This is a genomic window from Gordonia asplenii, assembly GCF_012933505.1.
GTDB lineage: Bacteria > Actinomycetota > Actinomycetes > Mycobacteriales > Mycobacteriaceae > Gordonia > Gordonia asplenii.
Genome location: NZ_JABBNB010000024.1, coordinates 87,604 through 108,342 on the forward strand (window position 1 = coordinate 87,604; position 20,739 = coordinate 108,342).

General features: G+C 65.1%; 19 protein-coding genes. 14 read left to right on the forward strand and 5 right to left on the reverse strand.

The features are described from left to right. The first annotated feature begins 122 nt into the window (after positions 1-122). The gene (locus HH308_RS20345; protein WP_170196075.1) at positions 123-1,358 is read left to right on the forward strand and encodes a hypothetical protein; all 1,236 of its coding nucleotides are present in this window, start codon (positions 123-125) and stop codon (positions 1,356-1,358) included. A 13-nt stretch (positions 1,359-1,371) separates the two neighbouring features. Continuing rightward, positions 1,372-2,121, forward strand: a complete 750-nt coding sequence (locus HH308_RS20350) for a dienelactone hydrolase family protein (protein WP_211188669.1) — start codon at positions 1,372-1,374, stop codon at positions 2,119-2,121. Positions 2,122-2,728: 607 nt separating this feature from the next. Here HH308_RS20350 and HH308_RS20355 read toward each other — a convergent pair. After that, a complete protein-coding gene (locus HH308_RS20355) occupies positions 2,729-3,979 on the reverse strand; it encodes an FAD-dependent oxidoreductase (RefSeq protein WP_170196077.1) in 1,251 nt (416 codons plus the stop codon). Between the two features lie 97 nt (positions 3,980-4,076). Between HH308_RS20355 and HH308_RS20360 the strand changes: the two genes are divergently transcribed. Then, the gene (locus HH308_RS20360) at positions 4,077-4,844 is read left to right on the forward strand and encodes an IclR family transcriptional regulator (protein WP_170196078.1); all 768 of its coding nucleotides are present in this window, start codon (positions 4,077-4,079) and stop codon (positions 4,842-4,844) included. 13 nt (positions 4,845-4,857) lie between these two features. Here HH308_RS20360 and HH308_RS20365 read toward each other — a convergent pair whose 3' ends face one another. Then, positions 4,858-5,493 (reverse strand): TetR/AcrR family transcriptional regulator, encoded by a 636-nt coding sequence (locus HH308_RS20365; RefSeq protein WP_170196079.1) that lies wholly within the window; start codon positions 5,491-5,493, stop codon positions 4,858-4,860. Positions 5,494-5,621: 128 nt separating this feature from the next. Here HH308_RS20365 and HH308_RS20370 point away from each other — a divergent pair, with 128 nt between their 5' ends. From HH308_RS20370 to HH308_RS20380, 3 genes are read left to right on the forward strand one after another with little or no spacing between them, the layout of a single operon-like run. Then, complete coding sequence (locus HH308_RS20370) at positions 5,622-7,169, forward strand: bifunctional 3-(3-hydroxy-phenyl)propionate/3-hydroxycinnamic acid hydroxylase (RefSeq protein ID WP_170196080.1); 1,548 nt, start codon at positions 5,622-5,624, stop codon at positions 7,167-7,169. Continuing rightward, the gene (locus HH308_RS20375) at positions 7,166-8,038 is read left to right on the forward strand and encodes an alpha/beta fold hydrolase (RefSeq protein WP_246284736.1); all 873 of its coding nucleotides are present in this window, start codon (positions 7,166-7,168) and stop codon (positions 8,036-8,038) included. Before HH308_RS20370 ends, HH308_RS20375 begins: the two co-directional genes overlap by 4 nt. Positions 8,039-8,063: 25 nt before the next feature. After that, positions 8,064-8,996 carry a VOC family protein gene (locus HH308_RS20380; protein WP_170196081.1) on the forward strand — a complete coding sequence of 311 codons (933 nt, stop codon included), beginning with the start codon at positions 8,064-8,066 and terminating at the stop codon, positions 8,994-8,996. A gap of 358 nt (positions 8,997-9,354) precedes the next feature. Here the strand turns inward: HH308_RS20380 and HH308_RS20385 are convergent, their stop codons facing one another. Continuing rightward, a complete protein-coding gene (locus HH308_RS20385; protein WP_170196082.1) occupies positions 9,355-10,044 on the reverse strand; it encodes a hypothetical protein in 690 nt (229 codons plus the stop codon). A gap of 33 nt (positions 10,045-10,077) precedes the next feature. Next, complete coding sequence (locus HH308_RS20390; protein ID WP_170196083.1) at positions 10,078-11,127, reverse strand: DUF6670 family protein; 1,050 nt, start codon at positions 11,125-11,127, stop codon at positions 10,078-10,080. 59 nt (positions 11,128-11,186) lie between these two features. Between HH308_RS20390 and HH308_RS20395 the strand changes: the two genes are divergently transcribed. Both HH308_RS20395 and HH308_RS20400 read left to right on the forward strand, forming a co-directional pair. Next, positions 11,187-11,516, forward strand: coding sequence for an ArsR/SmtB family transcription factor (locus HH308_RS20395; RefSeq protein WP_170196084.1), 330 nt, complete (start codon positions 11,187-11,189; stop codon positions 11,514-11,516). Position 11,517: 1 nt separating this feature from the next. Further along, a complete protein-coding gene (locus HH308_RS20400; protein ID WP_170196085.1) occupies positions 11,518-12,036 on the forward strand; it encodes an SRPBCC family protein in 519 nt (172 codons plus the stop codon). A gap of 1 nt (position 12,037) precedes the next feature. Here the strand turns inward: HH308_RS20400 and HH308_RS20405 are convergent, their stop codons facing one another. Then, a complete protein-coding gene (locus HH308_RS20405; RefSeq protein ID WP_170196086.1) occupies positions 12,038-12,862 on the reverse strand; it encodes an SDR family oxidoreductase in 825 nt (274 codons plus the stop codon). 138 nt (positions 12,863-13,000) lie between these two features. On the opposite strand from HH308_RS20405, the gene HH308_RS20410 reads away from it, so the two are divergent. The 6 genes from HH308_RS20410 (at position 13,001) to HH308_RS20430 (ending at position 20,039) form a co-directional block, all read left to right on the forward strand. Next, positions 13,001-14,392, forward strand: coding sequence for an aldehyde dehydrogenase family protein (locus HH308_RS20410; protein WP_170196087.1), 1,392 nt, complete (start codon positions 13,001-13,003; stop codon positions 14,390-14,392). Further along, positions 14,392-15,807 carry a wax ester/triacylglycerol synthase family O-acyltransferase gene (locus HH308_RS20415; protein ID WP_170196088.1) on the forward strand — a complete coding sequence of 472 codons (1,416 nt, stop codon included), beginning with the start codon at positions 14,392-14,394 and terminating at the stop codon, positions 15,805-15,807. The genes HH308_RS20410 and HH308_RS20415 overlap by 1 nt, the downstream gene beginning before the upstream one ends. Continuing rightward, entirely contained in the window at positions 15,804-15,971 is a 168-nt protein-coding gene (locus tag HH308_RS30510) for a hypothetical protein (RefSeq protein WP_312870747.1), read from the forward strand. The genes HH308_RS20415 and HH308_RS30510 overlap by 4 nt, the downstream gene beginning before the upstream one ends. Continuing rightward, complete coding sequence (locus HH308_RS20420) at positions 15,971-16,810, forward strand: PDR/VanB family oxidoreductase (RefSeq protein ID WP_312870748.1); 840 nt, start codon at positions 15,971-15,973, stop codon at positions 16,808-16,810. Before HH308_RS30510 ends, HH308_RS20420 begins: the two co-directional genes overlap by 1 nt. 443 nt (positions 16,811-17,253) lie before the next feature. Beyond that, on the forward strand, positions 17,254-18,510 hold the full coding sequence (locus HH308_RS20425) for a cytochrome P450 (protein WP_170196089.1): 1,257 nt from the start codon (positions 17,254-17,256) through the stop codon (positions 18,508-18,510). Next, positions 18,510-20,039 carry an acyl-CoA synthetase gene (locus HH308_RS20430; RefSeq protein WP_170196090.1) on the forward strand — a complete coding sequence of 510 codons (1,530 nt, stop codon included), beginning with the start codon at positions 18,510-18,512 and terminating at the stop codon, positions 20,037-20,039. Before HH308_RS20425 ends, HH308_RS20430 begins: the two co-directional genes overlap by 1 nt. Positions 20,040-20,739: the final 700 nt, after the last annotated feature.

The window sequence follows — 20,739 nt, forward strand, 5'->3', positions numbered from 1 at the left end:
TCACACTCTGCTGCGACGCCGCCGCCGGGAAATCCGTCGTTGTACGGAGGACGAATGCGGATCTTTGCCGGGTCGGTATGGTCCTCAGCGCACACTCAGATGGCCGGGGGCACGATGGGGCGATGGGGTTCACACGCGTCACCGTCGCGCCGCAGTCGAAGTTGTGGTCCGCGTTCGGAGTCGCTTTCGGACTGGCGGTGGCATCGTTGGGGCTGGTGGCCGTCGGATTCGGCGCGCCGAAGACGGTGGCGTGGTTGTTCATCGGGGTGGCCGGCGTCGGCATCATCTCGGCGCTGCCGGGCCGTCCGCGGTTCGACGACGTCCCCGGCGGCGTCCGCCTTCGTCGAATCTGGCGCCGAACGCTGATCCCGCTCGCGATGCTGGCCGGATTCGCCGTATCGACCGCATGGGACGCCATCACCTACGACAAGTCATGGCTGTTCGTCGTGTCCGGTGCTGTGGTTCTGTTCACCGGCTGGGCAGGCATACGGATGATGCGCAACGAGTTGTCGGTGACGTTCTCACCCGAATCGCTTCGTCTGGCCAATGCCCGTTTCGACTGCGAGCTCCCGTGGGCTCACCTCTCCGACGTCGCCGCCACGCGCAGCGGACGTGTCCGCCAGATCACCTTCACCTGCCCGCCCGACGGCGCCGTGATGCATCGCGGTGCCCCGCACGCACCGCGGTGGGTCCTTGTCCCGCAGACGTGGAATCTCAATTCCGATGCACTGGCCGCGACGATGTCGTATCTCAGCGCCGCAGAACGGACTTCGGTTGTGCCGCAGGAGTTTCCCGCGATGCTGACGGTCGAGACAGGACCCGAGGAACTGAGCCCGACAACTTCGATCGCCGGGTGGATCGCGCGCGGCGTCGGTGCTCTGGCACTGCTCGGGTTCAGCGCCGACGTCGCCGTCGACCGGCTCGTCGCGACGCTGGCCGCATCGGGTCTGATCGGCCTACCCGCGCGCTTCGTCGTCACCGGATGCGACGTCGTAGGCCGTGGTCGCAGTCAACACATCAGCTGCGCCGGAACGATCGTGCCCGTCGAAAATCCTGCTGCCGCACATCAGATTTCGATCGACGACGCCGTGTGGCATCGACCCTTCACGACGCTTCCGGCCCGGCTCTGGGATGGATCGGCGGTGCTGACCGGCGTTGCACATGTGGCGTCGGGCATCGCGTTTCTGGGCTTCGCGGCAGTAGTCGCGGCCGGTGGGTTCGGCGTCCTGGTGGCAGGTCTGCGGGCTGGGCGGATCAGGAGGATTGCGCGAAATATCTTGTTACTTCTCGCAATTGCGGGTCTGTCCGTTTTCGCCATCGGAGTAGCGGTCGCCGCGCTGTGGAACCGTGCGGGCTGACACGATGGATGTCATGACCTCTTCCACGATCGATGTCTCCACCGCTGACGGCACCGCCGATTGCTACCTGACCAGGCCCGACGACGCCGCGCCGCACCCCGGCGTGCTGCTGTTCATGGACGCGATCGGGATGCGCCCGCAGATCCACCGGATGGCCGACCGGATCGCTGAGCAGGGGTACGTCGTGCTCGCGCCGAACGTCTTCTACCGGGCCGGGCGCGCGCCGATATGGCCGACCCCGGCGCTTCACGACCCGGCCGCCCGCGCCGAATTCTTCGCGACGATCGCGCCGCTGATGGGCGAGATCTCCGCAGACGGATGCCGACTCGCTGTCCGCGACGCGGATGCCTACCTTGCCGAACTGGGCAAACACACCGACGGGCTGATCGGTATCAGCGGCTACTGTCTGGGTGGCCGACTCGGCTGGGCGAGTGCCGCGGCATACCCCACTCGTGTTGCGGCACTGGGAGGTTTCCACACCGGTCGGATGGTGACCGACGCCCCCGACTCGCCGCACCTGCTTGCGCCGCAAGTCGCGGCGGAGATCTACTGGGGCCACGCAGGCGTCGACGACAGCATGACGCCGAACAACGTCGCCGACCTGAATGCCGCAATGGACGCTGCCGGTCTCACCTACACCACCGAGGTGTATCAAGGCGCGCATCACGGCTACACGATGGCCGACATGGGTGCCTACAACGAGCAGGCCGCCGAGCGACACTATGCGGCATTGTTCGAGCTATTGGCGCGGACGCTTTCCTAGCGGGGCCGAAGCGAGGAACGTGTGGCCTCTGCTCGCCGAGCCTGGATCCACCGATGGTGGACTCATTTCGCTGGTTGAGCCGTGAGGAGCGTTAGCGACGAGCGTGTCGAAACCACGGTGAGACAACGAATTTCGGTGAGTCGATGCAAACTAGGACAGCCCAACCGTCGAATGCACCTGTTGGGTGCACGACTGGAGATGATCACCACGGTCGGAACGCGAGATGAGCCGTCGCGCGTAATCTGTTGTGTCACCGTGGTTTCGACACGGACCTCGGCTAGCGCCTCGGACCGGCTCAACCAGCGGAGGGGGTGTCTTCGGTGGATCCAGGCCGAGTGCCGAAGCGAGGAACGAGCTTCGGTGTAACGAGGGGGCTGGTGAGACGAAGAATCCAACTGTCCGAAACACGTTGGTGGCGTTCTGGCTTCGCGATCTGGGCGAGGCCCGCTGGTTGAGCGGTGACCAGCGTGTCGAACCCGTCCCCGCGGAGCTTTCGAGACACGCAAACCCCACCCGACACCGCAGCCGAAATCATTGCGGCACAGTCGGGTACAGATGCGTTGAGCCCGACGCACCCGAGAGCCGAGCCATCGATGCCGGCGCTCGATCAGCCGGTCGTCGCAGCCGCCAATGGCACCGCCGTAAACATCTCCGGCTCGTCCTGGGGATCCACGGCGGTGACGCTGTAGAGCCAGTCGACGAACGAATAGTCGTAGACGTCGCGTACCCGCAGCAGCGCGTTGCGCTGCTCCCGCGGCTCGCCGCCGAGGTGCCACAATTCACCCCAAGCACGAGACGTCGTCAACACTCGTCGGCAGTGCGCCGGCCGGACGGCGTTGTAGCCGGCGAGCGCACCGTCCCAGTCGACGCCGCCGTCGCCCCGACGTCGGGCGACATGCTCGCCGAGCACCCATCCGTCTTCGATCGCCATGATCGCGCCCTGTGCGATGTACTGCAGCGGCGGGTGCGCGGCGTCGCCGAGCAGAGCGATCCGACCATGGATCCAATTGTCGAGCGGCTCACGGTCGAACATGCGCCACCATTTGTCGCGCCACATGTGGGGGAGTCCGTCGCGGACGAACTCGGTGGTGCCGGCGAATGCCGCATCGAGCTCGTCGGGTGTGCCCCAATCATCCTCACCCGCAAGCGCTTTCGGTGATTCGAAGACGTATACCTGGTTGAGCATCTCGCCGCCGCGTAGTCCATAGTGCACAAAATGGCAGCCCGGGCCCACATGAACGGTCACCTCCGACAGGTCGACGTCGCACGCCCGCGGATGATCGGCGGGCACGGTACCGCGATACGCGACATACGCCGAGCTCACCGGATTGTCATCGACAAGCAGCTTGCGCGCCACCGAATGCAGACCATCGGCCGCGATCACGACCCCCGCGTCTTCGGTCCGCCCATCGGAAAGTTCCACGCGCGCAGCAGTTTCCGTCGTCGAATATCCGACGACGTGCTGTTCGGTGAGAAGTTCGACGCCGACGCGCCGACAGGCGCGCAGGAACATCGCGTGCAGGTCGGAGCGATGAATCACCAGGTACGGGTAACCGTAGCGGCGTCGCATGTCGAGTAGATCGAGCGAGCTCAACTCGGCGCCGTCGGTGGCGTCGCGCATCACCATGCGAGTCGGTTCGACGCCGAGCGAGCGTGCTTCGTCGAGCAGGCCGTAGTCGTCGAGGATGCGAGTGCAGTTGGGCGCCAACTGAATTCCGGCACCCACCTCGCCGAACTCCGACGCCCGCTCCAGGACGCGCACCCGCAGGCCCTGCCGGGCGAGTGAGTAGGCGGTGGACAATCCGCCGATGCCGCCGCCGACGATCAGCGCATCCGGGCGAATCTCGTTGGAAGTCATGTCTTTCCCTTCGTTCGTATGTACTGATCGTCCGGTCGGATGCACAATAAAGAAAAGCTCATTCTGTACAGCAGAACTCGATGAACGGAACCCCGCTATGGCGCCGACGTACAAGGCTCCGCCGGCCTATGCCATCACCAGCGTCGACAACGCACTGCGGATCGCGGCGATGCTGCAGCTCGAAGGTGCGCTGACGGTGTCGGAGGTCAGTTCTCGCTTGGGTGTCGCGACGTCGACCGCGCACCGGCTGCTGCAGATGCTGGTGTATCGCGACTTCGCCGTGCAGGACCCGGACCGCTCGTATCGAGCCGGACCGGTGCTGGAACTGGCCGCGCACTCGCAATCGGCGGCGGCGAAACTGCGTGCGGCCGCGCTGCCCTACCTGCACAGGCTGGTCGGCATTCTGCAGGAGTCGGCCAATCTCACCGTCCGCACCGGTTCGACGGTGCGATTCGTCGCCAGCGTCGAATCGGCGCAGGCGCTGCGCGTCGGCAACCGGGAAGGGATGGTCTTTCCGGCGCACCGGACGTCGGGCGGGCTGGTGCTACTGGCCGATCTGAGCCCCGACGACTTCACCGCGCTCTACGCCCCGAATCGGTTCGCCGAGCATCCCGACGATCGCCCCGACGTCGACGCACTCGTTGCAGCGCTTGCTCGTGCCCGACGCGCCGGTTTCGCGGTGAACAACGGGCAGTCGGAGAAGGGGGTCATCGCCGTCGGAGTTCCGGTGCGCGACGGCGGCGGGACCGCGGTCGCGGCGTTGTCGGTGTCGATGCCGAGCGTGCGCTACGAGAAGGAATCATTGCCGAGCTATGTCGGGCACCTGCGCGCGGTGGCGGCGGAATTGGAGCGGGAGTTGCGGTGAGACGGGCGAGGTGTCAGTGTGCCATCGCCTCGCCCAGGGCTCCGATCGCCGTGCTCGCGTGAGTCATCAACTCACTGATCGGGCGCGACGAATCCGCTTGCACCGCAACGAATGATCCGTCGAAGCAAGCGATCGCGAAGTATTCCAGCGCGTCGGCGATCTCCCGCGCCCGCGATGCGCCGGCGCTCGGTGTGAATGCGATCGTGATCATCTCGTTCATGTAGGCGCGGCCGTCGTCGCGGACCGTCTTGATCTGTGCGTCCACCTCGGCGTCGTGCGCCTCCGAACTCATCAGCAACAGCAGGTGCAAGCGCAGGAATTCGGGGTTGGCGGTGAACACTTCGCCGGTGCGCTGCAGGAACCAGTCGATCCGTTGTGCGGGTGTGCCCGACGGCGGTCCCTCGCGGTGCGCGTGTTTCATCGCCGCGAAGAAGCGGTACGCGCCGCGCGCCATGACCTCCGACAGCAGGCCGCCTTTGGAGTGGAAATGATAGGTCACCGCGCTCTTCGGAAATCCGGCTTCGCGCCCGACAACTGCCAAAGAGGTTGCTGCATAACCACGTTCGGCCATCACGCGGGACGCGACGTCGAGCAGCTCCTCTCGGGATTGGAGCCCGCGCCGATTGCTGGTCCGTCCTGCTGACGTCATCTGCCGAATCTTAGGCGGTCTTCTGCACAGCAGAAAACGGTGGACCACACGCCGGTCGGGTGTGATCGTCGTTACATCAAAGAATTTGAACGATCGGCCTAATAGTTGCCGGAAAGTGAGGGATGGCGATGGCGAACACCGCGCAAACCCAAGCCGACGTCGTGATCGTGGGATACGGCCCCACCGGCGTCACCGCCGCACTGACGCTCGCTCGACGTGGGGCGCGGGTGGTCGTGCTCGAACGCGACCGCGACCTCTACCAGCGCGCCCGCGCCGTCACCGTCAACGACTGGACGATGCGCATCTTCCAGGACCTCGGCCTCGACGATCGCGTCACCCGCGTCGTCGAAGCGCAACGCGCGTTGCGCTGGGTCACCTACTCCGGTGAAGAGCTCATGCGAGTTGAACATCCGGAGTCGACGCTGGGCGTGCGTCCCCGCTTCTTCAACATTTACCAGCCGACGATGGAAGCCGAAATCCGTTCGTACGCAGCTGAATTCCCTGACATCGATGTTCGCTTCGGTGTCGAGTTCGACGGCCTCACCCAAGACGACGCCGGGGTCACCGTAGCGGCGCGGGACGTCGAGACCGGTGCGGCGTCGACCATCTGGGCCCACTACGTCATCGGCGCCGACGGTGGAAGCAGCCCCACCCGGCACGCCATCGGCACCGCACTGCTCGGCGACACCCTCGATGTCGAGTGGATCGTCATCGATTGTCGCGTGAAGCGCTGGTGGCCCGACCGCGACTTCCTCACCTTCTGGTCCGATCGTCGGCGTCCCGTCGTCGACATCGCGCTCTCTGCCGGAAACCATCGCTGGGAACTGCCGCTCAACCCAGGTGAGACCCCCGCCGACTTCGACACTCCGGAGAAGGTCTGGCCGCTGCTCAACGCACTCGGCGTCACCGACGACGATGTCGATATCCATCAGTGGGCCTTCTACCGTCACCACACGCGGATGGCACAGACGTGGCGAGCGGGTCGCGTCTTCCTCGCCGGCGATGCCGCGCACCTCATGCCGCCGTGGGCCGGTGCCGGGATGCAGACCGGCATCCGCGACGCCCACAACCTGGGATGGAAGCTCGCCCGCGTGCTCGACGGCAGCGTCGACGACGCGTGGCTCGACTCCTACGAGGCCGAACGTCGGCCCAACGCGGAGTTCTACACGCAGCTCGCAATCGGGCTGGGGCGAGTCATCAAACAGGAGGCGACGCCGGAGGAGATCGAAGCGATGAACCGCGTTCCGGAGGGGTTGGTCACGCCGTTCGAACCGCCGCTGATCGCGCCGCCCTCGATCACCGCCGGCTGGTTGCGTGGCCCGGTGGGGGACGCGAGCATCGTCGGGCGGATGATTCCGCAGCCCGTCGTCGGCGACGCCCGCGGAGCGATGGCCCGCCTCGACGACCTGCTCGGCCACGGCTTCGTTCTGCTCGGCGCCGATGTCGATCCGGCGTCGTTGCTCAGCGTCGACGAGAAGGCGCAGTGGGACCGACTCGGCGCACGTTACGTCGCGGTCCGGCCGCAGAGCGCGTACACCCAGGGGCCGGACGAACTGGTCGATCTCGACCGAGCGCTACTCCCGTGGTTCGCACGCTACGGCGTCAAAGCTGTCGCCGTCCGACCCGATCGCTTCATCGCCGCCGCCGACGTATCCGGATTGGAAGTACCAGCATGACCACCGCAGTCACCCAGGAGAACATCATGATCACCAAGGACAGCGCAGCGCGCTCCGTCACCACCGACAAGTGGACTCTTCGCTATTACGAAGCAGGGCAAGGGAATCCGCTGGTCTTGCTACACGGCAGCGGGCCCGGCGCGACCGGCTGGAGCAACTTCTCGACCAACATCGGACACCTCGCACAGCATTTCCGGGTCCTCGCCGTCGACATGCCCGGGTGGGGTGAGTCCGACGCCGCGACCGTCGATCAGCTCGACCACGTCGACGCCGCGATCGGCTTCCTCGACGCGCTGGGCATCGCGAAGGCGGCATTCGTCGGAAACTCGATGGGCGGCCAGACCGCGATTCGCCTGGCGATCACCCATCCCGACCGGATCACGCACCTCGTCACGATGGGCTCGCCGATCGGCCCGCATCCGATGCTCTTCGCGCCCGCCGACGGGCCGTCGGAGGGACTCAAGGTCCTCATCGAGGCCTACCGGGATCCGAGCGCGGAGAACATGCGACGGCTTGTCGAGATCATGTGCTTCGACAAGAAACGTTGGGCCACAACCGAACTCGCGCAGGCGCGGTCCGACGCCGCGCTGGGCAGGCCGGAGCATCTGCGCAACTACGTCGACGGCCTGCCGCAGGGCGCGCCGTTGCCGATCTGGGCGGACACGTCGAAGCTGCGCGACATCGCGGTCCCGACGATGGCGATCCACGGCCGCGACGACCGCGTCGTTCCCTTCGAGACCTCGCTGGCGATGTTCGCCCAGATTCCCGACAGTCGTTTGGTCCTGCTCAACCACTGCGGCCACTGGGCCATGATCGAGCATCCTGACGAATTCAACAGGCTCGTAACGGATTTCGTCGCCAACGCGTGACGATCACAGCTATCGGAGAACAATCATGACACACGTAACCGAACTCGCCTATGTCGTATACGAGGTCTCCGACCTCGACGACTGGACCCACTTCGGCGTCGACCTGCTCGGCATGATGAAGGTCGAAGCCACGGCCGACGGGTTCAATCTGCGCACCGACGAGCGGTCGTTCCGCTGGCAGATCGAGCAGGGGGCGGCCGACGATCTCGTCGCGTCAGGCTTCCTCGTGGAATCTCTTGAGGCGCTGGCCGAACTCTCCGCGGGGCTGGCCGAGGCCGGCTTCGCGGTAACCGACGGCGACGCCGAGATCTGCGCGAAACGGCAGGTCGAGACGATGCGGATCGTGCACGATCCGATCGGCAACCGTGTCGAGCTGGTGACCGGTCACTGCGACGCGCAAACGCCTTGGGCCAGTGCATCATTGCACGGGCACTTCGTCACCGGCCAGGGCGGTGCGGGCCACGAGGTGCTGATCGCCAAGGGGGAGTCGCGCGACGAGTACCTCGCGTTCTACCTCGACCTGCTGGGCTTCAAGGTGTCTGATCAGATCGTCGAAGAGTTGGCGCCGGGCATCGTCGCCGACCTCATCTTCCTGCATTGCAACCCGCGCCACCACTCTGTCGCGCTCGGCGACATACCGCATCCAAAACGCATACACCACTTCATGATCGAGGTCTCCGACATCCGTGACGTCGGGCTGGCGTGGGATCGATGCCTCGCCGCGGCGCAGCCGGTCGAGATGACGATCGGTATGCACCCGAACGATCACATGCTGTCCTTCTATGTGTTCACACCGTCGGGCTTCTCCATCGAATACGGTTGGGGCGGCTTGCTCATCGACGACGCGACGTGGGAGCCGAAGACCCTAGAGCATCTGCACTGGTGGGGCCACCAGCCTGCCGGCGCGGTAGCCGGCCAACTCGCGGAATCCGCTGCGCGAGTGCCGGTTCCGACGTGACCGGCTCGCTCCCCGAGTGTCGAAGCGAGGTAGGGTTTTGCGACGTCATCGGCTCGCTCCTCGAATGCCGAAGCGAGGTAGGGTTTCGCGACGTTATCCGCTCGCTCCCCGAGTGCCGAAGCGAGGTAGGGTTTCGCGACGTCGTCCGCTCGCTCCCCGAGTGCCGAAGCGAGGTAGGGTTTCGCGACGTCATCCGTCCGCTCCCCGAGTGTCGAAGCGAGGAACGAGCTTCGGTGTAACGAGGGGTCGGTGACCCGAGAGACCTGGCCGCGTCGAAACCTGCGCAGCCATGCAAACCCGACAACGATGTCGCAACCCGAACGGAAATTCCGTTCGGGTTGACATCCTTCGTTCGGGTTTAGCCGACTTCGGGTACCTTACCCAGAACCCACCCCACGTCCGCTCGCGCATTGATCGCCCGTACGACCTCTGCCGTAATCGAATGTCCGTCCAGCACGCGAGCCACAGCCCCGACGTCCACCTGCATCCCGTAGTAGTCGCCGAGGCTCTCCGCCACCTCGCCGGCGGTGAACTCCACGACGTCACGGAACAGATATTCGACGCCCTCGATGTCCTCGTCCTCGTTCTCCGGTGGCTGGTAGTCGGCACATTGCCAGCTCGAATCCGACGGTAACCGCCACGCACACAACGTAATCGCCGCGACGGTGTCCGCCGCGCCGTCGGCATGTCGAAACGTTTCGTCGACGTCGGGATCAGTCACGTATCCGGAAAACTCACGCGGCAACCCGTCCAACAGTCCATCCCACACCTTATTGCGTTGCCAGTGAAGGGAATTCATAGGTGAGTCGTGATAGAACCCGCGCAGGTAACAACCGTCGGCGGAGAATACCGCCGACCATTCGTGTCCCTCACCGTCCGCCCATTTCGCCAGGTCGACGCCGGGCCGCCATGATTCGGCGAAGGTCAGGTGCATGTACTGTGAGCTCGCCTCGTCTCCGGCGCAGATCAGCTCCACGACAGCGCGCTGTCGGCACCGACGTCGAAACTCCGCAGGGGCGCTCAAGTCCAGATACGGGTGCGTACGCATAGCGAGTTCATTTCTCCTGTCGCTCAACCAGATTCACGGACGGACGTCAATCCACTCGACGTACCCGCTTCCGTCCACCGCCGCGCCCCGGAACTCCCCGACGTACGAGTACGCCCCGACGTACCCGCGTCCATGCCCATACCGCCACGGCGCGTCGACAGTGGCGTCGAGCATGAGCAGCACCGCCCCACGATCGCGCACGGTCCACCGAAACCTCAACGGCATCGACATTCGACGTCCCCGCACATCGACCGACTCCGCCCCGGATTCGAGGACCTCGAACCGCACATCGTCGAATACCTGCGCCGCGCCGCCGACGGTGCGCAGGTGCGCGAGTCGGCACGCCACCCGTCCTCTGGCCTGCACGTCGGTCAGCAGAACCTGAGTGCGGTCGTCGAGGTCGATGATCTGGTAGGTGAAGAAGTCGGCCGGAAGCTTCAACGCCGAAGGAATCGTTCGCGACGCCAACGACTGATGCGTCGTCATCCGTGCATACTCGAACGTCCCCAGACCCTCGACCTCGATACCGTCGACGACGCCCCGGTACGGCGCCATGAGACTGAAATGGTCGTAGATGGGCGTCTTCACGAAATACGACGCCTGGTCGGTCACTTCCAACTGCAGATCGACGTCGAAGCCGGGATAACGCCCGACGACGCTGACGCGCGGCAGCGCGACGTCGATCTGAAGGTCGTCTCCCCATTTCAAGACTGAACCATCCAGAGCGAAAGAACAGTCGTTCGACGAGTCGTACGCACGGTAGAAATGCTGATCGGCGTGCGCCGTCGACGACAACACCGTCGCAGTGTCACGCGCGTCCTCGACGGCGAGGTAGTCGTTGTCGAAGATCTCCGCACCCGAGGCTCCGATCAGCGTCATCGTGTTCACGTAGCGATGAGGGGCCGGGAGGTCGGGGACGAAGATGCCGTAGTGCACCGCCGACCAACGCCGCGACCGCGTGTTCGGCCGCAACACATCGGCCTGTGCGAACGGGGCACTCGACGCCGGGATGCGCGAGTCGACGATCGGCAGTGCGGCGTCGACGATCAGTCGCGACAACGCAGTCGAGATGACATGGCTCATGGGTGCGAAGGCTACTACATCTCTTTACAGGTATATACCTGAAGAGGTATATATAGAGTGTGTCCCCAACTACCTGGACGGCCCTCGGTGACCCCACCCGGCGGGCCATCCTCGACCGGATTCGACGGCGCCCCTGTGCGGTCGGCGAGTTGTCGGCGCACCTGGGACTCGGGCAGCCGCAGACGTCGAAACACCTCAAGGTGCTGCGCGAGGCGCACCTGGTCACCGTCCGCGTCGACGCGCAGCGGCGGGTCTACTCGCTCGATCCGCGTGGCTTTGCCGACGTCGACGACTGGCTGACGCCCTACCGCAGTCTGTGGAACGACAGCCTCGACGCATTGGAGCGGCATCTGGATGCAGCACAACATGATTCACGAACGGAGACCTGACATGGATCGCGGCACCTACCTCACCGTCGACGACGGCCGGCCGGCGGTGCGATTCCGCCGACGCTACGCGCACTCGCCGCAACGAGTCTGGACCGCCGTCACCGATCCGGCGCAACTCTCCGTCTGGTTTCCAGCGACGGTGACCTTCGAACCGCGCGTCGGTGGCACGATCACCTTCACCGGCGACGACTATGCCGAGGACATGACCGGCACCGTCTTGACCTTCGAACCGCCCACACGCTTCGCCTTCACCTGGGGCGCCGACGAGGTACACCTCCACGTCACCCCCGACGCCGACGGGGCGATCCTCACTTTGCTCAACGTGCTCGAGCGGCGCGACGCCGCGGCCCGCAATGCCGCCGGCTGGGATGTCTGCCTACGTGAGCTCGACAACGTCGTCGACGGCATCGAAACCGCTGGTCCACACAGTGATTCGGCTCAGCCGTGGCAGCCGCTGTACGACGAGTACGTCGCCGCGGGATTGCCCGCGGGTGCGCCCGTGCCGGGCGTCGGCGACTGACCTATTTCGCGATCCGCTCCGCGTACCCGGCCCGCGCCTGGGCGTCGAAGTCGAGGAACGCGTTGTACGCGCCCAGCCGGCGACTCACTTCGTCGCGCACGGTGCGGCCCATCAGGGGCTGCGTCCGCAGAATGACGCCGATCGCCTTCGGTACGAATACGTCCGCGCGGGGGCGATCGATCGCAGCCGCGATGGCATCGGCCACATCCGACGGCTCGACGACGGGCACCAGCTTCGTCGCGGTCGTGCCTGCGATCAACTCGGTGTTGGTGAAATGCGGCATGACGCAAGTGAATTCGACACCGGAGTCGGCGAACTCGACGCGGGCCGTCTCGGTCATCGCGACCACTGCCGACTTCGAGGCGCAGTAGGCGAGGCCACCCGGAACAGGAGTCTTGCCCGCCGTCGACGCCACGTTGATGATGTGCCCGCTGCCCGCCGCGATCATATCCGGCAGCGCGATATGCATGCCGTTCATCGCGCCGAGAACATTCACGTTGATCGCCTTCAGGTAGGTATCGGGCCGTTGGTCGAGGAAGCTACCGATCGGCATGATCCCGGCGTTGTTGATCAATACATCGATCGGCCCCGACTCGGTTGCCGTTGAGTAGAAGGCGGCAAACGATTCTCGATCGGCGACGTCGACGGTAAAACCTGTTGCCGCTGAACCGATTCGCACGACCGCGGCATCGATGGCCTGCTGATCCAGATCGCCGATGACCACGGTCGCGCCGTGCTGCGCGACGGCGGTTGCGGTGGCCAGTCCGATACCGCGAGCACCGCCGGTGATGATGATGCGCTTGCCGTGAAGGGTCGTGGATTTCATGGTCTCTCCTGGGATTCGACTGTCGGTGGCGCGGCCACCTCAGATATAACCTAATTTATGTTTGGATCGCGATCAACCCCTTGACCTCAGGGAATCCATATGTAACATAACTTATAGTTGAACACCGACGGAGGTACGATGTCATCCACCACGCAAGCCCCAGCCACTGCCGACAGTGAACTCCTGCTGCGCGATCTTCGAGCAACCCACGACACGGGCGTCACCCGATCGCTGGACTGGCGCCGTGAGCAGCTCCTCGGCATCGAGCGTCTTTGCGATGAGCGTGAGGAGGAGATCGCCGGTGCACTCGCTGCCGACCTGGGCCGTCCCGCTGCCGACGCATGGCTCGGCGACATCGCATCGACCAAGGGGGAGGCGGCATACGCGCGCAAGCATCTGCGTACGTGGATGCGGCGTAAGCGGGTGTCCCTGCCCCTCGCGCAGCAGCCGGCGCGCGGTTGGGTTCAATACGATCCGCTCGGTGTGGTCCTGATCATCGGTCCGTGGAACTACCCGGTGTACCTCAGCCTCGGACCACTCGTCGCCGCCGTCGCCGCGGGCAACTGCGCGGTTCTCAAGCCGTCCGAGCTCGCGCCGGCGACATCGGCGTTGCTCGCCGACCTTGTTCCGCGTTATCTCGATCCGAGGGCGGTTCGCGTAGTCGAGGGCGACGCGGTGGTCACCCAGGAACTTCTGGCCGCGGGCTTCGACCATGCACTGTTCACCGGAGGTACCGAGGTCGGCCGCAAGATCATGGCCGCGGCAGCACCCACGCTCACCCCGGTGACTCTCGAACTAGGCGGCAAGAGTCCGGTCATCGTCACCGCCGATGCCGACCTCGACGTGACCGCCCGACGCATCGCGTGGGTCAAACTCCTCAACTCGGGGCAGACCTGCATCGCCCCCGACTATGTCCTCGCCGACGAGTCCATCGCCGACGAACTGATCACCAAGATCATCGCGAACGTCGCCGAATTCCGTTCCGGTGAAACCGATCCCGCCGTGCCGATCGTCAACCGCCGGCAGTACGACCGACTGGCCGAACTTATTCGGTCGACCGGTGGAGCCATCGCCGCCGGCGGGCGTCTCGACGATGCGCAGCTGCGCATCGAGCCCACCGTCGTCGTCGACCCGGCATGGTCGGACCCGGTGATGCGCGAGGAGATCTTCGGTCCCGTCCTTCCCATCCTGCGGATCCAATCCATGGACGCTGCAGTCGAGTTCGTGAACTCAGCACCAAAGCCGTTGGCGCTCTACGTATTCGGAAGTCAGCGTGCCGCGCAGCGGATCATCGACCGTGTTCCGTCCGGCGGCGCGGTGATCAATCACGTCGCAATGCACTGTCTCGTACCGCAACTGCCGTTCGGCGGCGTCGGCGCCAGCGGTACCGGCGCCTACCACGGACGGTGGGGTTTCGAGACGATGAGTCACCGGCGCGCGGTCCTGGCGAAGTCCACCCGACCCGACCCGCGCATGTTCTATCCGCCCTATTCCGCCCGTGCCCTCAAACTCATGCGAAAGGTCTTCTGATGCGTGCCCTGTCCAGCCTCGACGCGCAGTTTCTTCTTGCCGAACGCGGCAACTTCGGCGCCCAGTATTGCGGGTTGATGTTCTTCCGCACCGACACCGGCCGGCCGATCACCGCGGCGTCGATGACCGAGCGAATCTCTCAGCGGCTCCACCAGACCCCGCCGCTGAACTGGAAAGTCGTCAACGTCCCGCTGCGGCTCGGCTATCCGGTCTTCATCGACGCCGAGGTCGACCTCTCGCAGCACGTCGTCGAATCTACCTTGGCGACACCGGATCTCGAGGCTCTGCGCGCTGAAGTCGCGAAGATCCAAGGCGCTCGGCTCTCCCGGGACATCCCGATGTGGCGCATCCACATCTTCCATGGGCTGCCGGATACGACGGCGTTGGTCATGACGCTTCACCATTCGGTCGCCGACGGGATCGCCGCGACGGAGATCCTCGCCGCGATCGTCGACACGCCGGTCGAATTCGTGATCGCACCACCGGTGCCCGCTGAGCCCGAACCCAGTCGCGCGGCGCTGGTGACCGCAGCGATGTCGGCGCAGTGGGAGCGGATGCGCAGGGGAGTGGGCGCATTGCCCGTGACGCTGGCCAACCTCGACCAGGTCCCCGCGCTGCGTGGACTGCCGGGCGTCGAACGGCTGGCGCGCGCGATTCGCGGTGACCGTGACGCGCCACTGCTGCCTGCGCCTCGGACCCGCTTCAACGCGCGGTTGTCCCCGAACCGCAGCGTCGCTTACGGCAGTGTCCCGCTCGACGACGTGAAAGCGATCAAAGACGAATTCGGCATCACCGTCAACGATGTCGTGATCGCGCTCTGTGCCGGAGCTCTGCGGCGACGACTCGCCGCCACCGGCGGACCGCCCGCCGCCCCACTCGTCGCATATCTTCCGGTGTCGACCCGAATCCCTTATGCCGCTGATCGTTTCGGCAACGCGATCACCTCGATCATCGCGCCGATTCCCACGCACCTCGACGACGCCGCGGCCCGACTCGACTTCGCCCACCACACCCTCGCAGCAGCGAAGAACCGTACTCAGGCCGCACCGCCCTCGTTGCTCAGCGATGTCAACGATCCGATTCCCGCGCCGATCTTCGGCCTGGCGGCGCGGGGGCTGGTCAGTGCGATGTCGTCGAAGCACACCCGGCCGCCGGTCAATCTCATCATCTCCAATGTCGCCGGTCCGCGAACCGGGCTGAGCTGCCACGGCGCGCCGCTGCTCGTCAACTATCCGCTCAGCGTCATCTTCGACGGGTTCGCGCTGAACATCACCGTGGTCAGCTATCGGGACTCGCTCGACATCGGGATCGTCGGCGACGCCGTCGCAGTCCCCGACACCGCCGAACTCATCGACGACATGAAAGCCGAACTCGCCGAACTCAACGCCCAATTGCGAAGGAGCGCAACGCTATGACCACCACACTCGCCGCACAGAAGGCACCGGAGGTCGGAGAGTGCGCAGCAGAACTCAGCATCGTCGGGCGCTCTGTCGCCGCCGACGGCGTCGTAACGCTCACCCTCGCCGACCCGAATGGTTCGTCGTTGCCGCGCTGGCAACCGGCGCGCATATCGACCTGATGCTCGACAACGGTCTCGTCCGGCAGTACTCACTGTGCGGCGACCCGACCGACCTCAAGACGTGGACCGTTGGAATCCTGCGGGATCCGAACAGCCGTGGCGGCTCCGAATTCGTTCACGACAACCTCGACGCCGGACGAGCCGTCCGGGTTCGCGGACCGCGAAATCACTTCGCGCTCATCGATTCTCCGCGCTATCTCTTCGTCGCGGGCGGTATCGGCATCACTCCGATCAAAGCGATGGCACAAGCGGCCCAACGGTCCGGCGCGCAGTGGACGCTGATCTACCTCGGCCGGTCGCGCTCGACGATGGCGTTCGCCGACGAACTCGTCGAACGGTACGGCGCCCGGGTCATACTGTGGCCCGACGCCGAATCGGGCGGCACCTACGATCTCGCGGCGACCCTCGGCACACCGCTCGACGACACGCTCGTCTACTGTTGCGGACCGGAGGGATTGCTGACCGCAGTCGAAAACCTCTGCGCCGCATGGCCGGTGGGTTCGGTCAACGTCGAACGCTTCGCCGCGCGAACGTCGACGCCGAGCGCCCGCGAAGAGGGCGGTGAGACGCTCGACACCTTCGAGGTGATCTGCATGCGATCGGGCGTCACCGTCGAGGTCGACGCGGACACTCCGATGCTCGACGCGCTCGAAGACGCCGACATCCCGATCATGTCCTCCTGCGGTGAGGGAGTCTGCGGCACGTGCCGTGCGACCGTCCTCGAAGGTATTCCCGATCACCGCGACTCCCTGCTCACTGAGGCCGAACGTGCCTCTGGCACAACGATTCTGCCGTGTGTGTCACGCTCGAAGACGGCGAAGCTGGTGTTGGACCTATGATCCCGCGCTGCCCGGCGAATCCAGGCCGAGCATCGAAGCGGGGTACGAGCGTCGGTGTGGTTCCCCGTTCCCCGAGTGCCGCCGGTGTAGTTCCCCGCTCCCCGAGTGCCGAATCGAGGTACGAGCGTCGGCGTAAGTCTCCGCTCCCCGAGTGCCGAAGCGAGGCAGGAGCGTCGGCGTAAGTCTCCGCTCCCCGAGTGCCGAAGCGAGGCAGGAGCGTCGGCGTAAGTCTCCGCTCCCCGAGTGCCGCCGGTGTAGTTCCCCGCTCCCCGAGTGCCGAAGCGAGGTACGAGCTTCGGTGTAACGAGGGGCCGGCGAGACACAAAACCCAAGCCGACCCGAAGCACCCCGCCTGAGTGCACCTCCCACCGTCAGGCAGAGATGCCCGCCGACACGAGCCCTCATCTACAGCCCCCAATCCCGCACCATCGAAGGAGAATCCGATGACCACCACCAACCCGTCCTCGACGGTCGATCTGTCCACCGTCGACCTCACCGACCTGTCGTACTTCGACGACGGCCCGCCGCACGAACTGTTCGCCCGGATGCGCCGGGAGGCGAGCCCGCACTGGAACGCACTCACCGACAGCGATGAGCCGGGATTCTGGTCGTTCACGAAATTCGCTGATATCCAAGCGATTTCGGCCAACCCCGCAGTCTTCTCGTCGGCGCGCGGCGGCGTCTTCACAACCACCCGCGGCGCTGCGCCGGTGGAGGTGCTGCGCGAGGTGATCCTGGGCATGGATCCGCCTCGCCATACTCAGCAGCGCAACATCGTGCAGGCCGTCTTCACGCCGCGCATGATCCGCCAGAAACAAGCCGACATCCGCGCGACCGTCAACACCTTGATCAACGAGGTCATCGAACGCGGCGAGTGCGACTTCGTCACCGACATCGCCGTCGAACTGCCGCTACGGGTGATCGCCGACATGCTCGGTGTGCCGCGCGAGGAGCGGGGGCAGTTGTTCGAGTGGACCAACCGACTCTCCCTCGCCGCCGCGACGTCGGACCCCGACATGGGGCTAGGCGCGTTGATGGAGATCGCCGGCTACCTCACCGAACTCACCGCGGCCCGCAAGGCGAATCCGCAGGATGATCTGATCTCGCGGCTGGTGCAGGCCGAGGTGGATGGCGAGAGTCTCACCGAAATGGAGGTGACCTTCTTCTTCGGCATCCTCATGTTCGCGGGCAACGACACCACCCGCAACACGTCGTCGGGCGCCATGCGCGCGCTGATCGAGAACCCGGACCAGCGCAAGATCCTCGTCGCCGACACCAGTCTCGTCGGCAACGCGGTCGAGGAGTTCCTCCGCTGGGTCACGCCCGTCCAGTACTTCACCCGGGTGGCCCAGGAGGACACCGTCGTCGGCGGGCACGCCATCGCCGAGGGGGAGCGCGTCGCCATGTGGTACTCGGCCGGTTCGCGCGACCCGGAGGTGATTGACGACCCGGAGACGTTCGACATCACTCGCGACAAGCCCCCGCACCAGGCGTTCGGTGGTGGCGGACCGCACTTCTGCCTCGGCAACCAGCTGGCCCGCCTGCAGCTGCGGATCCTGTTCGAAGAGCTGATGCGCCGCATGCCCGACATGGAATTCGCCGGCCCGGTCACCCGTCTGACGTCGAACTTCTCCAATGAGCTGACGTCGATGCCGGTCACCTTCACACCGGGCGCGGTCGAGAGCGTCGAGGAGGCGTGATGTATCCCGGAACTCACGCGGCGTCGACGCCGAACAAACCTGCGGTCATTGTCGCCGATACGGGAAAGTCGTTGTCGTACAAGGAACTCGACGATGCATCGCGCCAGCTGGCGGTCGCTCTGCATGATTTGGGCCTGCGTCGCGGCGACGTCGTCGCGATGCTCAGCGACAATGCGCTGGAATGCTTCGTGCTGTACTGGGCGGCGCTGCGATCGGGGTTGTACCTGACCGCGATCAACTTCCATCTCACCGCCGACGAGGCCGCCTACATCGTCGCCGACAGCGACGCCAAGGTGCTCATCAGCGCCGCCGACGTCGGCGAACTCGCGGCCGACGTCCGTGAGCTCAATCCGCAAGTGGCGCACGCCTTCAGCTTCGGCGGCCACGTTCAGGGGCATGGTTCGTTCGACGACCTGCTCGCGTCGGCAGGGGACCGCCGCCTCGATGCCCAACCGCGCGGCTCGGACATGCTGTATTCGTCGGGTACCACCGGCCGGCCGAAGGGCATCAAGCCGCCGCTGCCGACGATCGACGTCGATCAACCCGGTGACCCGCTCACCGGCATGGCCGGAAAACTGTTCGGTATCAACGACTCTGACATATATCTGTCGCCCGCGCCGATCTATCACGCGGCGCCTCTGCGGTGGTGCGGAGTGGTGCACGCGTACGGCGGCACCGTGGTGCTCCTCAATCGCTTCAAAGCTGAAGCGGCACTTGCGGCGATCGAGAAGTACCGGATCACCATCGTCCAGATGGTCCCGACGATGTTCGTCCGCATGCTGCAGCTCGACGCCGGGGTGCGAGAGTCGTTCGACGTGTCCAGCGTGCGGTTGGCCATTCACGCGGCCGCACCATGCCCGCCCGACGTCAAGCAGGCGATGATCGACTGGTGGGGCCCAATTCTCGTCGAGTACTACTCGTCGACGGAGAGCAACGGTATCACCGTCATCAGTACGCAGGAGTGGCTGACCAAACGCGGATCGGTGGGCCGTAGCATGTTGGGACCGGTGCACATCTGCGACGACGATGGCACTGAATTGCCGCCCAGTGCAACGGGTTTGGTGTACTTCGAGCGCGAGCAGCTTCCGTTCACCTATCACAAGGCGCCGGAGAAGACCCGGGAGTCGCAGCACCCGGCACACCCGACGTGGACTACGGTCGGCGACATCGGCTATGTCGACGACGACGGCTATCTGTTCCTGACCGATCGGCAGTCGTTCATGATCATTTCCGGTGGCGTGAACATCTACCCGCGAGAGGTCGAGGACGCACTGACGCTGCATCCGGCGGTCTTCGACGTCGCGGTGATCGGCGTACCCGACCCGGCCCTCGGCCAGGAGGTCAAGGCCGTCGTGAAGGTGCGAGACGGCGTCGACGAGACCGACGATCTGGCGCAGGAACTCATCGCGCATGCGCTGACGAAGGTTGCGAAGTTCAAGGCGCCGAAGTCGGTCGACTTCGTCTCCGAGCTGCCCCGGACGCCGACCGGGAAGCTGGTCAAGCGGCTGTTAACCGAGCAGTACGGATAGTGAGCACGGTTCTGACGCGGGAGGATCTGGACGTGCCCTTTCCCTTCTCGCCGCCGGTCGGGGCACTCCATCTGCTGGTTGAGCCTGGCCCTGCGCTGGTTGAGCCTGGTTTCACCGGTCGGGGCCGCTCCATCTGCTGGTTGAGCCGCGAGGAGCGCTAGCGACGAGCATGTCGAAACCCCTGTACCACAATGCATTTGATGGTGGCGCACTTGTCGAACTGTGATGGTATCGAACATCGAGGCGTGGGCACCCGGAGGGCGCACACGCGACACTTGTCGGGTGTCATCGCCGATATTGGCGCACATCATCGAAAGGCGTTGTGGCTCAAAGGTTTCGACACGTTGCGCTCGCTCAATCCAGGGGTTTTGACACGGACTTCGGCTAGTAGCGTGTCGCACTCAAGAGTTTGTACGACGTTGCGTCCCTCTGCCGGTTGAGTCTGGATCCACCGATGGTGGACTCATTTCGCTGGTTGAGCCGTGAGGAGCGTTAGCGACGAGCGTGTCGAAACCACGGTGAGACAACGAATTTCGTTGAGTCGATGCAAACCAGGACAGCCCAACCGTCGAATGCGCCTGTTGGGTGCACGACTGGAGATGATCACCACGGTCGGAACGCGAGATGAACCGTCGCGCGTAATCTGTTGTGTCACCGTGGTTTCGACACGGGCCTACGCTTGCGCTCCGGCCCGGCTCAG

What these genes read in the sequence shown, in the direction of transcription:
- HH308_RS20410 (WP_170196087.1), top strand. Translation starts at nt 13,001, where the DNA reads ATGTCATCCACCACGCAAGCCCCAGCCACTGCCGACAGTGAACTCCTG.
- HH308_RS20375 (WP_246284736.1), top strand. Translation starts at nt 7,166, where the DNA reads ATGACCACCGCAGTCACCCAGGAGAACATCATGATCACCAAGGACAGC.
- HH308_RS20345 (WP_170196075.1), top strand. Translation starts at nt 123, where the DNA reads ATGGGGTTCACACGCGTCACCGTCGCGCCGCAGTCGAAGTTGTGGTCC.
- HH308_RS20370 (WP_170196080.1), top strand. Translation starts at nt 5,622, where the DNA reads ATGGCGAACACCGCGCAAACCCAAGCCGACGTCGTGATCGTGGGATAC.
- HH308_RS20425 (WP_170196089.1), top strand. Translation starts at nt 17,254, where the DNA reads ATGACCACCACCAACCCGTCCTCGACGGTCGATCTGTCCACCGTCGAC.
- HH308_RS20380 (WP_170196081.1), top strand. Translation starts at nt 8,064, where the DNA reads ATGACACACGTAACCGAACTCGCCTATGTCGTATACGAGGTCTCCGAC.
- HH308_RS20390 (WP_170196083.1), bottom strand. Translation starts at nt 11,127, where the DNA reads ATGAGCCATGTCATCTCGACTGCGTTGTCGCGACTGATCGTCGACGCC.
- HH308_RS20360 (WP_170196078.1), top strand. Translation starts at nt 4,077, where the DNA reads ATGGCGCCGACGTACAAGGCTCCGCCGGCCTATGCCATCACCAGCGTC.
- HH308_RS20385 (WP_170196082.1), bottom strand. Translation starts at nt 10,044, where the DNA reads ATGCGTACGCACCCGTATCTGGACTTGAGCGCCCCTGCGGAGTTTCGA.
- HH308_RS20350 (WP_211188669.1), top strand. Translation starts at nt 1,372, where the DNA reads ATGACCTCTTCCACGATCGATGTCTCCACCGCTGACGGCACCGCCGAT.
- HH308_RS20365 (WP_170196079.1), bottom strand. Translation starts at nt 5,493, where the DNA reads ATGACGTCAGCAGGACGGACCAGCAATCGGCGCGGGCTCCAATCCCGA.
- HH308_RS20355 (WP_170196077.1), bottom strand. Translation starts at nt 3,979, where the DNA reads ATGACTTCCAACGAGATTCGCCCGGATGCGCTGATCGTCGGCGGCGGC.
- HH308_RS20420 (WP_312870748.1), top strand. Translation starts at nt 15,971, where the DNA reads ATGCTCGACAACGGTCTCGTCCGGCAGTACTCACTGTGCGGCGACCCG.
- HH308_RS20405 (WP_170196086.1), bottom strand. Translation starts at nt 12,862, where the DNA reads ATGAAATCCACGACCCTTCACGGCAAGCGCATCATCATCACCGGCGGT.
- HH308_RS20430 (WP_170196090.1), top strand. Translation starts at nt 18,510, where the DNA reads ATGTATCCCGGAACTCACGCGGCGTCGACGCCGAACAAACCTGCGGTC.
- HH308_RS30510 (WP_312870747.1), top strand. Translation starts at nt 15,804, where the DNA reads ATGACCACCACACTCGCCGCACAGAAGGCACCGGAGGTCGGAGAGTGC.
- HH308_RS20400 (WP_170196085.1), top strand. Translation starts at nt 11,518, where the DNA reads ATGGATCGCGGCACCTACCTCACCGTCGACGACGGCCGGCCGGCGGTG.
- HH308_RS20415 (WP_170196088.1), top strand. Translation starts at nt 14,392, where the DNA reads ATGCGTGCCCTGTCCAGCCTCGACGCGCAGTTTCTTCTTGCCGAACGC.